Here is a 15,130-nt window from a genome sequence, read left to right as displayed (position 1 = left end):
AACACCTCCCGCCCACCCCTTGCAGGTGACCAGCATCAGGAACAAGGGGGCGAGTCGACCCCTTGCAACTGACCCGTGGCAGCCCGAAGCGCAGTCGACTCCGTATCGCAGCCGATCCCGGTCTTCCTCGACACCCGCCGTCCCATGCCCCGAGGCACTCCTCATCAGGCGCAATACGTGGCCCGTGCCCCTCGCGCCTCCCCCTTGTCATCCGCTCGTTGACACGGCTCCCCGTTGCATGCGACCGTCCTTACCCATGCGCGACCTGCACCTGGGTGATCTGGACATCGGTCTCGAGAACCTCGCGACCCAACGCAAAGCGGACCTCGACCTGTCCGCGGCGGGGAAGCTGTATGGCCCCATGCTCGCGAAGAGGCTCGAGGCCATCCAAAAGCTCCCCGAAGTGCTCCGCAAGCGTCCCCTCGTCGCCGAACTGGAGGCGACCGATATCCGTCACGACGGGTACGGCGGCGCCATCTTCGCGTATGTAGAGGCCATTCTCCTTCTGCCCATTGCCTCGGACGCGACACGCGCGGCAGCCCTGCGGATCCGGGAGGCATTCGTCCCGAACAAGACCGGCCTCACGGATTCGTATGCAGAGGAAGCGGCGACGGCCAAAAAGAACAGGCCCAAGCTCGCCGAGCTGGAGGCCGAGTTGAAGATGCTGCCGGCGCCGGACGGCAAGACGCTCCACGACTGGGTGAGCGGCTTCCTCGACGCAGGGGACGAGCTCTCGACGTTGCTGAACGAGCGTTCTCTCGCAGGCGTGAGCGGCAACGAGAACGGGAGCAAGCTGCGGAGCGAAACGATCAAGCTCCTTTACCAGTTCCGCGCGACGCTCCGGACCGAAATGGACGAGAACCCGGCCCTACCGCGGGACCTCGAAGGGCGCGTGTTCAGCTACTTCGATGAGCTGAATACCCGCAGGAAGCGGGCCGGAAAGTCGAAAGAGGCGGATGCGCCTCGACAGGAGCCGGAAGGTGGGTCCCAACAGGGGTAGGTTCAATCGCCCGTCGTCGGCCCCGGATCCGGAATCGGGTCGCGCATCGTGACGAACTCCTCCGCGGCCGTCGGGTGAATGCCGACCGTCGCGTCGAATTGCGCCTTCGTCGCGCCGCATTTGATCGCAATGGCCACGCCCTGGATGATCTCCGGCGCGTCCGCGCCGACCATGTGCGCGCCGACCACCTTCTGCGTCGCCCGATCCACGACGAGCTTCATCATCGTTCGCTCGTCCCGCCCCGAGAGCGTGTGTTTCATCGGACGGAAGCGCGCGCGGTAGACGTCGACCTTGCCGTACCGCCGCCGCGCCTCGTGCTCCGGCAGGCCCACCGTGCCCACCGGCGGCTGCGAGAACACCGCGCTCGGCACGTTCTCGTGGTCCATCTCGGTCGGGCGATCGCGGAAGAGCGTCTCCGCCACGGCCCGCGCCTCCGCGATGGCCACCGGCGTCAGGTTGATCCGATCGGTCACGTCCCCGACCGCGAAGATGCTCGGCACGCGGGTACGCGAATACGAGTCGACCTTGATCGCGCGCACCTCATCGAGGGCCACGCCCACCTCCTCGAGCCCGAGCCCCTGCGTATTCGGCGCGCGACCCGTGGCGAACAACACGACGTCCGTCTCCAGGATCTCGCCGCCCGCAAGGCGCACGGACAAACAGTCGGCTTCCTTCGCCACGCTCCGCAGGATCGTCTCGCGCAGGATCTTGATGCCGCGCTTCTGCATGCCCTCGGCCACGGACTCGCGCACGTCCTGATCGAAGCCGCGCAGCACGTTGTCGCCGCGCAGCGCGAGCGTCACCTCCGCGCCCGCGGCGCGCCAGATCCCCGCGAATTCCACGCCGATGTAGCCGCCGCCCACGACGAGCGCGCGGCGCGGCACGTACGGCAGATCGAGCGCCTCGTCCGAGGAAATGCCGAGCTCCTTGCCCGGAATGTCGGGCCGCACGGGCCGACTGCCCGTCGCGATGAGCAGGTGCCGCGCCGTGTATCGTTTGCCGCCGACGTCGACCGTGTGCGGATCCACGATCCGCGCGAACCCCTCGATCGTCGTGACGCCCGCGTCCCGCAGCATGCGCACGTAGATGCCGTTCAGCCGATCGAGCTCACGATCCTTCGCCTCGATGAGCTTCGCCCAGTCGAGCTTGGCCTCGCCGAACGTCCAGCCGAAGCCACGCGCGTCTTCGAGCTCCTCGGCCACGTGCGCGCCGTGCACGAGCAGCTTCTTCGGCACGCAGCCGCGCAGGACGCAGGTGCCGCCCACGCGGCGCGCCTCGCAGATCGCGACACGCGCGCCGTACGAAGCCGACCTGCGGCTCCCCGCCACGCCGCCTGAGCCTGCGCCGAGGGTGAAGAGATCGAAATCGAACGTGGTCATCGCGGGGCCTCCTCGGCGCGAAGTATGCGGGAGGAACGGCTGGCGCGCGATGGCGTTTGGAAAAACGCTCGGCCCGGCCGTTACTTGCGGCCCGTCTCGCTCGAACGCATGCAGCGCCGGAGCGCCTCGCGCAGCGTCGAGAGCGTGATGATCTTCGTGAGATCGATCCCGATCTGCACCATCGTCTGCGCGACCGCCGGCCGGATGCCCGTGATGATGCAGCGTGCGCCGAGCAGCTCGGCCGCGCGCACGAGCCGCCCGATGTGATCGGCCGTCGAGGTATCCACGATGTCGACGCCCGTGAGATCGATGATCGCGTACGTCGCGACCTTTTTGGTGATCGCGTCGAGCAGCCGCTCCATCATCTCGGCCGCGCGCTGGCTATCGACCACGCCGAAAAGCGGCAGCGTGAGCACGCCGTCCCAGACCTCGATGATCGGGGTCGAGAGCTCCCGGATCGCCTCCTCTTGCCGCGCGATGAGCTCGAGTTTTTCCCTGAGCTCGCGCTCGGCCAGCGACCGTTCCTCGACTTCCTTGCGCACGCGCTCGAGCGCCACCGCGAGGTCCGCCTTCGTGGCCTGGTCCGAATGAAAGAGCGCGTCGAGCCGGTCTTCGAGGCTCCTCTCCGAAGCCCGGATGACGAACTCGTCGTAGGCGTCGCCCTTGGAGGCGAACGCCGTCTGCTCGGCCCAGCAGGACGGAACTCCGAAATAACGCTGAAAAATCCCGGCGAATTTACCGCCCACGTAGGCAGAGCCCCAATCGGCCTCGATCGCGCGCTGCGCCATCGACTCCCAGCCATTGTGGACCCGGACGCGCGCCTCGCCGGTTTTCAGGTCGGCGACCACGAGCTCCCAGCGCCCCCAGCCCGCCGAAGAGGCGATCGCCGCGAGCGCCTCGAAGCCCTTTTCGAACGTGGGCCCCGCGGCAATGACGGCCCAATCTTCGTCCGTGCTGTCGCGGCCGCCGCCATGGAGCGCGAGCCGGAACCGCTCGGTGCCCACCATCCGGTGAAAACCGGACAAGAGCCCGGCGATGGACGATTTCGTCCACATCGTCACGGCGGGAGAGCCGGCCCAGGTGCATACGCCTTTCTCGGCGTCCCACTCGACATCGATTCCCCCGACAGAGATCTTGTCGCCCATCTTTCGGACTCACCTTGCAGTGAAAGAAGAGCGTATCGCGGGCGCCGAAATCAAGCCAGCGAAATCAAAAGTTGCAGCCATAGCGTAGTACGCCGCCATCACGAGTGACAACGGGCTGACACTGCTCTGCAATCGTGACCGTGTACCTGGAAAACGGTGCAGGCGCGCCTTCGCCAGAGCGAGGCGCGGGCGCTCACGCGGCTCCCACGTGGTCAGGAATTTTTGGGCTTTTGCGGATCCACCGGACGCATGAAGCGGCGCAATGCCTCGCGCAGCGTCGATAGCGTGGCGATTCTCGTGAGGTCGATCCCGATTTCGACCATCGTCTGCGCGACCGCGGGGCGAATGCCCGTGATGATGCATTTCGCGCCGACCAGCTCCGCCGCGCGCACGAGCCTTCCGATGTGATCGGCCGTCTCCGCGTCGATCGTGTCGACGCCCGTCAAATCGATGATCGCGACACGCGCGCCTTTGTGCATGATCGCGTCGAGCAGCCGCTCCATCATCTCGGCCGCGCGCCTCGCATCGACCACGCCGAAGAGCGGGACCGTGAGCACGCCGTCCCAGACCTCGATGATCGGGGTCGAGAGCACCCGGATCGCCTCCTCCTGCCGCGCGATGAGCTCGAGTTTTTCCCTGAGCTCGCGCTCGGCCAGCGACCGCTCCTCGACCTCCTTGCGCACGCGCTCGAGCGCCACCGCGAGGTCTGCCTTCGTGACCTGATCCGATTGAAAGAGCGCGTCGAGCCGATCTTCGAGCGTCCTGTCCGAGGGCCGGACGACGAATTCGTCGTAGGCGTCGCCGTCCACCGCGAACCGCGTCTGCTCGGCCCAGCAGGTCGGAACCCCGAAATGGCGCTGAAAAATTCCGGAGAGCTTGCCCGCGACGAAGGACGCACCCCAGGAGACCCCGAGCGCGCGCTGCGCGACCGATTCCCAGTTGTTGTGGACCCGCACCCGGGCCTCACGCGCGGCGAGGTCGACCGAAACGAGCTCCCAGCGCCCCCAGCCCGCCACCGCCGCGACCCGGATGAGCCTTTCGAACCCCTCCTCGAACGTCGGCGCCGAGGTAATCATGCGCCAATCACGCTCGACGCTGTCGCGCCCCCCCTGCTGCATCGCGAGATCGAACCGCTCGGCCCCGACCATTCTCTGCACCGTCGTGAGCAGCCCCGCCATGGTGCTCTCGATCCACGCCGTCATCACCGGCGCACCGCCCCACAAGCAAAGCCCCTCCTCCTCCCGCCACTCGATGTCGATGCCGGCCACCTGAAGCTTCGAATTCATGGCGCCGACGATAGATCGAGCACGAAAAAATCGCACCCGAGAAACGGGAAAATCACGGTCTACAATGTGCTACATTACACCACAGGATCGAGATGCTTCTGGAAGAACGCGAGGACGCGATCCTTCGCGTCGAGCGCGGAAGGCTCGTGGTAGCCGGCGTGCATCGGCAGGAGCGGGCCGATCTTCTGGAGAATCGGGCCCTCGATGCGCGTGTAAAACGAATGACCCGCGTCCTCGTAGACCTTGATGTCCGCGGGGACGCCGAGCTTGTCGAGGCTCCTCCGCAAGCGCACGGGCGCGTCGCGCAGAGGCTCGTCGAGCCCGCCAAAGCTCGCCACCGTCGGGCAGGCGCTCGGCAGATCCTCGGGGACTTCGCCATAGAAAGGTGCAGCAACCTTGTAATGGCCCCGCATCGCGAGCACGATCGCGAAGCCGCCGCCCATGCAAAAGCCGACCACGCCGAGCCGCTTGGCGTCCACCTCGGGGCGCGACGCGAGATACCGCCTCGCCGCGTCGAGATCATCGAGCGGACGGCCGCTTTGCTTGACGATCGAGCGAATCGCACGCGCGACGCAGAGGAGCTTCGGGCCGCGGTGAAAGAGGTCCGGGATCAGCACGACGTACCCCGCCTCGGCGAACTCCCGCGCGACGCGCTTCATCTCCTCATTGAGGCCGAACACCTCGTAGATGAGCAAAAGCCCGGGGCCCGGCTCCTGCCGGTCCGGCAGCGTGAGGATGCCCCGCATCGAAAAGCCGTCGTCGCAAGGAAACCTGATCTCGCGCTGATCCATGAAGCCCCCTTCTACCACGGGGGGGCCGCATCCTCAGCCGAGAGAGCGCTTCTTGCCGGGCGGCGCGCCCTGCCCCGCGGACGCCGGCATGCGCACCGAAGGCTTGCGCGCAGGCCTCCCCTCCGTGCGGGGAGGCGCGAGTTTGCGCAACGTGGCCTGCACCTCTTCACGCACGTGCGGGCCAAGGAGGCGCTCGGCCTGGGCCACGACACGGCCGGCGAACGCGGCGAGGATGGCCTGGCCTTCGAGGTCGTCCTGCTCAGGCGCGCCCGTCTTGCGCCGGTGTTCCTCATAATCCCGGGCGCACGCGCCGAGCGGACCCGGCGCGGAGAGGGCGCGACGCACGACCAGGCGCGCGCCCCGCTCGCTCGTGACCGCCGGGAGCTCCGCGGCGATGCGGAGGGCGCCCTCGACGTTCCCGGCCGCGGCGAGCATGGGCGCGAAGTACTTCCGGGCGAGCTCGACGAGGCGCGGGGCGAGCGCCTGCTCGTCGAGGACCGTGACGTCCGGCGAGAGCAGCCCGGCCACGCCAGCCTCGTGCAGGAAGGCGTTGAGGACCCGCGAGCGTGTCGGGGCGACGCGCAGATACGTCCCCGAGCCCCGCTCGTCCGGACGTACGGCGGGCATGCTCTTGACCGAGCGAGGCCGCCGCGCCCGCGCGTGGTGCTGGGCGGCGAGCGCCTTCTGCGCCTCCGGATCGGTGCCCGAGACGAGCTCGGACACGCGCTTGGCGGGGCCAAAGGCTGGATCCGACGGTTTCGTGTGGCGCTTGCCGCTGGACATTCGACGGGGTGGCCCCGAAAGGAGCCTGCTCGTCCGTCTACCACGCGGAAAGCGTTCAGGTGTGGAGAACTTGGAGAGGCTCGGACGAATATTGTCCGAGGCTGGATCCAGGCTGGTTTTGGAGAGAGGGCTCAGGCGGCGCGGAGGACCTCCTGGATGGCGTCGAAGCTCGCGGGCTTGACGAGGTGGGCGTTGAAGCCTGCTTTCAAGGCGCGATCGCGGTCCTCGGCCTGGCCGTAGCCGGTGACGGCGACGATGAAGGGGCGCGTGGCGTCACCGTCGCGCAGGCGCCGGCAAACCTCGTAACCGTCCATGCGCGGCAGGCCGATGTCGAGCAGGACGATCTCGGGACGGCCGTTCGAGACGGCCTCGAGGGCCGCCTCTCCGTCGTGCGCGACGGCGACCTCGTGGCCGAGGGTTTCGAGCAGCGCGGCCATGGTCTCGGCCGCGTCGATGTTGTCGTCGACGACGAGGACGCGGCGGCTCTGGCCGGACAAGGGGAGATCGGTTTCGTGCGGGAGCGTCATCGGGACCTCCTCGAGGGCGAGACGGACGATGAATTCGCTGCCTTTTCCCAGCCCCTCGCTATGGGCTTCGACCCTTCCGCCATGTAGCTCGACGAGGCGGCGAACGAGAGAGAGCCCGATTCCGAGCCCCCCTTCCGAGCGGTCGAGGGTGCGCGTCGATTGATAGAATGTGTCGAATACATGCGGTAGGTCCTTCGGGTCGATCCCACGGCCGTTGTCCTTGATCCGGATGAATGCTTCGTTTCTGGGCCCCCTTTCGATGCAAAGGTGGATGCAGCCGCCGTCGTCGGTGTACTTGGCCGCGTTGTTCAGCAGATTGGCCACGACCTGCGTGAGCCGCGCCGCGTCGACGTTCACATGGAGTAGCTCCGGGCAAGGCGCGAGGACGAGCTCGTGGCTCCGGGCGTCGATGAGCGGCATCGTCGATTCGACCGCCTGGGCCACGATCTCGCAGAGCTCGTGCGTCTCCCTTTGCAACGTGATCCGGCCGCGCGAGATCCGCGAGACGTCGAGCAGGTCGTCGAGCAGGCGCACGAGGTGCTCGACCTGCCGCTCGATCACGGCGCGGGACCGCAAGAGCCGCGGCTCTCGGAGCTCGAGCTGCTTCTGGATCTCCACGGCCGTCTTGATGGGCGCGAGCGGATTGCGGAGCTCGTGCGCCAGCATGGCGAGGAATTCGTCCTTGCGGCGATCGGCCTCGCGCAGGGCCTCCTCGGCGCGCGTCTGATCGGTGACGTCCTGGACCAGGATACCGATGCCCACGATGTCGTCCGCCTGGCGAGCCCGGATCGGATAATAATTGCATGACCATTGCCGGACCTCATCCGGGCGCGCACGCGTCTCGCCGGAGACGACCACGTTGAGGAACCGCTCTCCCGCGAGCACACGGGCGTACACGTCCTCGACCTTGGACCAGAGGTCGGGGACGAGCTCGACGACCCGGCGCCCGAGGTGCTCGGCAACCGAAAAACCATTCATCACCGCCAAACTCTCGTTGACCTGGACATACCGGCATTCCCGATCGAGCAGGGCGATGCCGACGGGCGCATACGCGAAGAGGCTGTCGAGCAGGCCGAGCGTCTCTTCGGTCAAGCGCTGCATCTCGCGGAGCGCCTCCTCGTTGCGCTTTCTTTGCGTGATGTCCTCGATCACCGCGGTCGACGTGGTGATCACCCCATGAACGTCCCGCAAGAAAAAGGCGTGCACACGCACCCAGGCGATGCTGCCGTCCTTGCGGAGATACCGCTTTTCGGTGCGGTACACCCGCCCTTCCCGCGCCGCCTCCCGGTACCCGGCCACGTCCTTGTTACGATCCTCGGGGTGCGTGAGCTCGCTGAAGGTCTTGCCGAGGAGCTCGGTCGCCGAATACCCGGTGATCTCGCAGTAACACGCGTTGACCCGGAGCAAGCGCCCGTCCTTGACATCCGCCTGCGCCATACCGAGGGGAATCCACTCGTAGAGCTGCCGGAACAGCTCGTCGGTCCAGCGTGCCGCGCTCTCGGCGGCGTGGCGCGGCGTGAGGTCGCGGATGACCGTCGCGCGCGCCGGACGGCCCTTGACATGGACGTTGCCGCCACGAAGCTCGGCCACGAATCGGCTGCCGTTCTTGCGCTGGAGCACGGCCTCGTACGCGGTCTCGACGCCGCTTTTGCTGTGCTCCGCGATCAGAGGCCGAAATTCCTCGGGCGCGAGCATTTCCTTGCGGGTCCCGAGAACCTCCTCGCGACCATACCCGAAGAGCTCGGTGAAGGCCTGGTTGACGTCGAGGATCACGCCCTCGCTATGGAGGACCAGCGGATCGAAGGAGGCCTGCGCCAGGGCGCGAAATCGCTCCTCGCTCTCGCGCAGGACCTCGACCTCGCCCATCGTGCGCACCTCGCGGGCGCGCAGCCGCTCGAGCAGGGTCGTGCAATCGCCGAACTGGCGAGCGGAGCGGCGCATACGCTCGCCGATCCAGGTAATGGCGAGGCCGAGCGCGACGAACGGCACGACGAGCAAGAGCGCGCTCCCGCCGGCCATCGCCCCGCGGGCGAGCACAGCGAGGCCACAGAGCGCCGTGGCGAGCAGGCCGGGCCCGAGGCCGCCGACCACGGCCGGAAAGGCGACCGCAAGGGAAAAGAGGGACAAGGGTGGACGCTCGCCGAGCCACCGTTCGAGTGACGCATGCACGGCGATCGCCGCGAACGGCGAGAGGACAGCCAGGAAGAGCCCGAGCGACGTGGACCGTTGTGTTCTATGCGTGTGCATTCGGCCCCATGACGTCACGGATCGTTACGTAATAGAGCCCTACTACGATCTAGGCGAGCAGCACGTCACGCTGAATGCATTTTCTCGACGCTGTCCGGAAAAACCTGTTTTCCGCAAGGATGGGCTCGCTGCGGAGAGTGTTCGGCTCAGCAGCCCGGGCCGGTCGGGCAGCTCCCTTCGCGGGGCGTGGCGCTCGCGGCGCCGATGTCACACCAGGTGGGGAAGATGTCGGGCAAACCCTTGGCATAAGGTGATTCGCCGGCGCCGAGCCAGTAGGGGTGGTCGAGGACGAACTGCCACATCGACGCGTAGCTCGTGAGCCCGTTCATGGCGTCGATGGGCGGCTCGGCGTGGCCGCAGTTGTGAACGCATTCGAGGAAGAAATGCCCCCGCTCGGCGAGGTTCTTCTCGAGGTCCTTCGAGGCGGTCTCGAAGTTCATGACGCCGAAACAATTGTCGGTGGGGCCGCCCCAGAGGACGATCGCCGGCATGCGATGCTCGGGGTTCGGGAAAGGCTTGATGAGGCCGCCCGTGCCGCCGGAGAGCGAGATGATCGACGAGAGGTATTGCCCGCGGCCGCCCGCGAGCTGGCTCGTCCAGAGCGCGCCGGCGCTGACGCCGGCGCTGGCGACACACTCCTTGTTCACGCTGAACTGCGCCGAGACGCAGGCGAGCATGTCGTCGAAGAAGACGAATTCCTCTTCCATGCGCGCCGGGGTCTGCGTGGTGTCGAAGGGCCATTTGAATGTGATGTCGTCCTTCGATTCGGGGATGACGGCGATGAAGCGCTGGCTGTCGACGGCCGCCTGGATCTGGCCTTTCTCGAAAAAATCATCGGCGCTGCCGCCGAGCCAGTGCCAGAGGAAGATCACGGGGAGGCGCTCGTCGGGCAGGATTTCGGTGGGGACGACGAGGCGAAAATCTCGGTCGGCGTCGCCACTCTTGATGAGGTTGTGGCCGGAGACGAGCGCGGGACATTCGCCGCCCGAATACTTGGGCGGCTCGGGCGCGAGGGGCGCGCCCGCCGGAGGCGCGTCGCCGCATTTCAAAAAGACACTCGCGCCGCCCCCGCCCCCCGCGCCGCCTCCTGCGCCCCCCGCGCCCCCCGCGCCGCCGTCGCCCCCGGCGCCGCCCGCGCCGCCCGTGCCCCCGGCCGCGCCGGCGCCCGATCCCGCGAGGCCGCCCGTATTGGCCGACCCGCCGTCGTCACCGCAGCCCTCGGCCATTGCGACGAGCCCGAGAAGTGCAAGAAAAATCGCGCCGTACTTCATAACGAAGACCTCCCGGAATGGTCTTACACCCGGGGCGGCGCGGCGGAAAGTGGATCCGGGACACGGGTGACATTGCCCGCGAGTGGGACTTGTGTCTTGTGACACACCGGTGTACCGTGCTTCCTCTCTCCGTGGAGTTGACATGTCTGCTGACCCGGCGATCGTCGATCTCGTCGTCGACTTCTACCAGGAGCTGTTCCGCAGTCTCTTCTCGTCGCCATTTGCCGAAGATCTGCGCAGGGAACGTCTGAAACGAGACGCGATGCGCCGACAGGTGGAAGAGGTTGCGAATGCGGCATCGCAATCCGTCGTCCGGCTCTTCATGACGGAAGAGCTGAACGAACCACAGGTACGCGCGATCGTGGAGGGCTGGGCAGCGCTGTCGTCGACCCTCCGCCTGCCCGACGTCTCGACGTCGGGCAGCAACCCCGAGGAGCTAACGGAGCGGCTGCTTCCAGCACTTGGCTGCCCTCCCGCGGTCCAGACGAATCGTCATGAGACTGTGTATCGGCTGGGGTTGCACGGAGTCATCCAAGTCTTGATGTTGACCGGGCCGGTCCTGGCCGAGTGGAGGCGTCTCTCCTTCTCCCAGCACTACGAGCCCGTCCGCAAGGTCGTGGCGAAGCTCGACGATATCGGCGAGAAGCTCGCGTTAGGCGTTTCTCAACTCGAAACAAGCGATGGGCGGTACGAATTAAGCTACCGCGACTTCTTATTGCAGCGGTTCAATCGTGTAGAGGCAGGTACCGTTCGGATGACGACGAACATGGACGTCGATCTCCGGGAGCTATTCGTAATGCCGCGAATTGAAATCCGCGAGCACGGGCAGGCGAGAACGGTGGCCGAAGATTGCGGCAACTTGATGAAGCTTGCGGACGCACGAAAATCGCTGGGAGAACGCCGGAAAGGGACGAGTTCTCAAAAGCCTGAAGGCGTACCTGTTCTAGATGCCGTCAGAGATAATCGTTGTCTGGTGATTGTGGGACCGCCCGGCAGCGGGAAGTCTTCATTTCTTGAGTGGCTCCAGCTTCAGGTCGCAGGGGTCGACGAGCAACTCGTCCTCGCAGGACAGCAAGCGATACCGTTGCTGCTCCGAATGAGGCAACTCGTCGCGACCGAGCTTCCGATAGGTAGTGCCATGGTTGAAAAGGCGACCGGGAGTCGGGAACTCGTCACGATCATGCCAGACGGCTGGCTCGAGCGACAGATGAAAGGCGGTCGAGTGCTACTCATGATCGATGGCCTCGACGAGGTTGACCCAGAGTTGCGTGCCCGCTTTGTGATTCCATGGCTTGAGGGGCTCTACAAGGAATACCCCGGATGCCAGTTCGTCGTATCGTCCCGACCCGTGGGCTATGCTGAAGGAGCACTCTCGGCGCTAGAATTCGTAGAGGGGAATCTACTCGACTTCAACGACAACCAAGTTCATGAATATGCACGACACTGGTGCACCGCGATCCGCCTTGGTCGTAACGAGCCGGAGGATGAAGCGCGCCAGAGGGGACACGACGACGGGACGCAGATAGTCCAAAGCTTCGAAAGCCACGCGTACGTGCGTAACCTGGCCAGCAATCCTTTGATGTTGTCGGCCATCTGCCTCGTGAATTACTTCGAAAGCGGGAAATTGCCTGAAGACAGAGCCCGACTCTACCAATTATGCGTAGAGGGACTGCTTCACAACTGGGACAAACGGCGAGGAATCCACGGCGCATTCGACTTACCAGAGAAGCTGCGCATCTGCCGTGAGATCGCGATCGGCATGCAATCCGCCGATAGGGCTGAATGCCCGGTGGATGAGGCGCGACAGATGGCCGCCACGGTGCTCGCGAATGAGGCAAGAGCAAAGGACCTAATCGAGCACATTCGATATCGAACTGGACTTCTTATCGAACGCCGTCCTGGCGTCTTTGCCTTCGCACACTTGACCTTTCAGGAATACCTCGCAGCGCTCGCCGTCCACGAAGGGAACCACGCGAACATCACCACCGAACAGGTGGTGCAGGAGCATGATGACGGCCGGTGGCATGAGGTCATCGCACTCTATTGTGGAATCGCCCCGGTACCAGCAGCACGCTGGGTGCTTGAAAGCTTAATAAGGCACAAGGACACCCCATCGCTTGCACAAGTGTTAACGGAGTCATATTTCGCCACGGGTAGAGAACTGCCACAGGACATCGACATTCGAAAACGGATTATTTGCCGAGTTGCGAGTGCACCGGGCCGTTCATTTGGCACCGGCCTTGTTCGCTTCCCCGTCTCAGAAGTCGCACCCGTAGCAAACGAAAAGGTAGGAACCCCCCAAAGCGAAATCTCCGCAAGTCAGGCACATTTTTGGCTCGACTTACATAGCAAATTTTTAGATTGGGACCACTTACTATCACGCACTCTCGATCGCGACTGGGGATCGACCATGGGATTTGGTGAACTAATCTATCTCCTACACCGCCACGCCATCCCGGAATCGATAGAAAAATTAAGCGTTTGCGCCCAATTTTACAGCGAACCGGGCCCACATTTCAAGGGTGGCGTGCAGTACGATCGAATGGCAATGGTTGCGTTGTTCGCACTTACCCCGAACCCTTCTGTTGTCGCAGTACAGCCCGCACACTCAGATAGGCTCTTGCTACGAATGCTACAGAACATTCCACTCACTTTGGACCGCGATCCGCTCACGACCCAACGACTCACCGACGAACTGGCAACCCTTTTTATACCGTTCCTCGAACGCAAAGGCACAGCCTTAGACGAACCAGAGCGGACCGAGCTATTGCATCTCGTGCGCGCAGTTCGCAAATTTCTCAAGGGCAAGCAAGCTCGCCAAGAGCCCATCAAGGTCGCCATTCATTCAATTGACGCCTGGCTCCGGTCCGTGGCCCCGAACACTCACGCCCCCCAAAAACCAAAGCGGAACCGAAAGCACTCACAATGACCAACCCGTCTCCCATCTCCCCTGCATTCCATAATTTCATGCGGAACGGCGACTCTCGTGAAAAAATGGACGCGCTCGTCATCTATCGGGCCCCGAAGGCGAACACGCTCCCTCCCCCACGCGGGCGCCTGCGCGATCTCCAGAACAGGCTTGATAGCATCAAGGCCGCACAGCGCCCCGTCGAAGCAAAGCTATTTTCGCAATACAATAAGGTCAGCGGAGGGCACGTTCCGGGCGGCCAATCCCTTGGTATTGAGCGCGTCGGCGACATCCTGCCCGTGGCGAAGGCCGACGTGACCCCGAGGACACTGCCTGAGCTCGCCGAGCAACCGAACGTCATCGCCATCCTGCCGAACCAGAAGATCCGCCTCATTCAGCCCAAGGAGATCAACTACAAGTCCCTTCAGAAGAACGAGTCCAAGAACAAGTTGACCTGGGGCCTTGAACGGCTCGGGGTCCCAGCGCTCTGGGATACGACGAAAGGCGCCAAGATCAACGTCGCCGTGCTGGATACCGGCGTCCATGGCGACCACCCCGCGCTAAAGGGACGTGTGAAGGACTTCGTCGTCTTCGATCCGCTGGGCCGCCGTATCGAGTCGAACCCCTCGTTCGACGCGGGGCAACACGGCACCCACGTGTGCGGCACGATCGCGGGCGGCAAGACCCCCGACGGGGTATCTATTGGCGTCGCCCCCGAGGCAAACCTGGTGGTCGCCGCTTGCCTCATCGGCGATGCCACGTTGCTAACCCTCATCCGCGCCATCGAGTGGGCCATCGGCAGAGACGCCGATATTATCAGCATGTCCCTCGGGTTCACGTATTACGAGCCCCTTTTCGCTGAAGTGTTTCGCGATCTTATCGAAAAATACGGCGTCCTACCAATCGTTGCCATCGGCAATGAGAACCACGGGAACACGAGTTCGCCCGGCAGCGCACATAATGCACTCTCCGTCGGCGCCCTTGAGTCGATGCCGCGCGGCAAAGTCGATGTGGCCTCGTTCAGCAGCGGCGCGAGCCTCGTTTTCCCCGGAGAAGAGGTCGCGCTAGTCACGAAGCCGGACGTGGTGGCCCCAGGCGTCCAGGTCTACTCCTGCATTCCGCCTGAACGTCGCAATGGCAAGGATTACGAGTACACGTACATGGACGGAACGTCCATGGCGACCCCGCACGTCGCAGGTGTCGCTGCCCTCCTCATGGCAGCGAAGCCTGATGCCCCCGTTGCGACCATCGCGCAAGCCCTGAGAGACACGGCGGAACACCCGTCAGGCAAGGAGAAGACCCCCGATAACCGTTGGGGGTACGGCATGATTCGACCAGCTGAGGCACTCAAGGTACTCTAGGTCACAGGAGGCGCCGACTTCCAATGGCCGACGAGCGAAGAAGCACACCGGCAGGTACCTCGAAGATCAGTCCGGAGTTCAGGCGCCGGCTAACCGGATTCCCGCGCGGTGAGAGGGTCCGCGCCGTCGTCCTGCTCAAGACGGAGATTGAAGGTGGTGGACGGCGGCGCAACCGGCAGGAAATCATGGAGGCCACGAAAACAGCCGCCCGCATGGTCATGGCTGAGCTTGAGCCGCTTCTCTCCGCGACCGGAGGGCACTTCCTCGCCGATTCGCCCGACGCACTCGGCAGCGTCCCGGTCGAAGCCACCCCGGAGGGACTGGAAGCATTATCGACGAACGAAAAGGTCCGTGCAATCCTAGAAGATCAGCCTATCGCTCTTTATACCCCGGCGACGGGCAGACGCTCCCGCCCTTGAAAGTCGCGATCTT

Annotated in this window: 11 protein-coding genes; 4 read left to right on the top strand and 7 right to left on the bottom strand. The window is 64.8% G+C overall.

The window, feature by feature from the left end; genetic code table 11:
• Positions 1–256 precede the first annotated feature (256 nt).
• Positions 257–1,000 carry a hypothetical protein gene (locus KEG57_RS07930; RefSeq protein WP_272417447.1) on the top strand — a complete coding sequence of 248 codons (744 nt, stop codon included), beginning with the start codon at positions 257–259 and terminating at the stop codon, positions 998–1,000.
• A gap of 2 nt (positions 1,001–1,002) precedes the next feature.
• On the opposite strand, the gene gor is transcribed toward KEG57_RS07930, so the two are convergent.
• From gor to KEG57_RS07895, 7 genes are all read right to left on the bottom strand, one after another.
• Complete coding sequence (gene gor / locus KEG57_RS07925; protein WP_272417446.1) at positions 1,003–2,379, bottom strand: glutathione-disulfide reductase; 1,377 nt, start codon at positions 2,377–2,379, stop codon at positions 1,003–1,005.
• A gap of 80 nt (positions 2,380–2,459) precedes the next feature.
• Positions 2,460–3,524 (bottom strand): STAS domain-containing protein, encoded by a 1,065-nt coding sequence (locus KEG57_RS07920; protein ID WP_272458337.1) that lies wholly within the window; start codon positions 3,522–3,524, stop codon positions 2,460–2,462.
• Positions 3,525–3,736: 212 nt separating this feature from the next.
• Positions 3,737–4,810: an STAS domain-containing protein gene (locus KEG57_RS07915; protein WP_272458336.1), complete on the bottom strand. Its 1,074-nt coding sequence runs from the start codon at positions 4,808–4,810 to the stop codon at positions 3,737–3,739.
• 74 nt (positions 4,811–4,884) lie between these two features.
• Complete coding sequence (locus tag KEG57_RS07910; protein ID WP_272417443.1) at positions 4,885–5,601, bottom strand: dienelactone hydrolase family protein; 717 nt, start codon at positions 5,599–5,601, stop codon at positions 4,885–4,887.
• 33 nt (positions 5,602–5,634) lie between these two features.
• On the bottom strand, positions 5,635–6,384 hold the full coding sequence (locus tag KEG57_RS07905) for a hypothetical protein (RefSeq protein ID WP_272417442.1): 750 nt from the start codon (positions 6,382–6,384) through the stop codon (positions 5,635–5,637).
• Between the two features lie 131 nt (positions 6,385–6,515).
• A complete protein-coding gene (locus tag KEG57_RS07900; RefSeq protein WP_272417441.1) occupies positions 6,516–9,158 on the bottom strand; it encodes a hybrid sensor histidine kinase/response regulator in 2,643 nt (880 codons plus the stop codon).
• Positions 9,159–9,304: 146 nt separating this feature from the next.
• Positions 9,305–10,429 carry an alpha/beta hydrolase family protein gene (locus KEG57_RS07895; protein WP_272417440.1) on the bottom strand — a complete coding sequence of 375 codons (1,125 nt, stop codon included), beginning with the start codon at positions 10,427–10,429 and terminating at the stop codon, positions 9,305–9,307.
• Positions 10,430–10,571: 142 nt separating this feature from the next.
• On the opposite strand from KEG57_RS07895, the gene KEG57_RS07890 reads away from it, so the two are divergent.
• The 3 genes from KEG57_RS07890 to KEG57_RS07880 are packed head-to-tail and all read left to right on the top strand — an operon-like array spanning position 10,572 to position 15,117.
• A complete protein-coding gene (locus KEG57_RS07890) occupies positions 10,572–13,358 on the top strand; it encodes an NACHT domain-containing protein (protein WP_272417439.1) in 2,787 nt (928 codons plus the stop codon).
• Positions 13,355–14,698 carry a S8 family serine peptidase gene (locus KEG57_RS07885; protein WP_272417438.1) on the top strand — a complete coding sequence of 448 codons (1,344 nt, stop codon included), beginning with the start codon at positions 13,355–13,357 and terminating at the stop codon, positions 14,696–14,698. The genes KEG57_RS07890 and KEG57_RS07885 overlap by 4 nt, the downstream gene beginning before the upstream one ends.
• Positions 14,699–14,721: 23 nt before the next feature.
• The gene (locus KEG57_RS07880; RefSeq protein ID WP_272417437.1) at positions 14,722–15,117 is read left to right on the top strand and encodes a hypothetical protein; all 396 of its coding nucleotides are present in this window, start codon (positions 14,722–14,724) and stop codon (positions 15,115–15,117) included.
• The last annotated feature ends 13 nt before the right edge of the window (positions 15,118–15,130 follow it).

This window comes from Polyangium jinanense (assembly GCF_028435365.1).
Note: the sequence above shows the minus strand (reverse complement) of the source record. Positions and strands in the feature narration are given on the sequence as shown.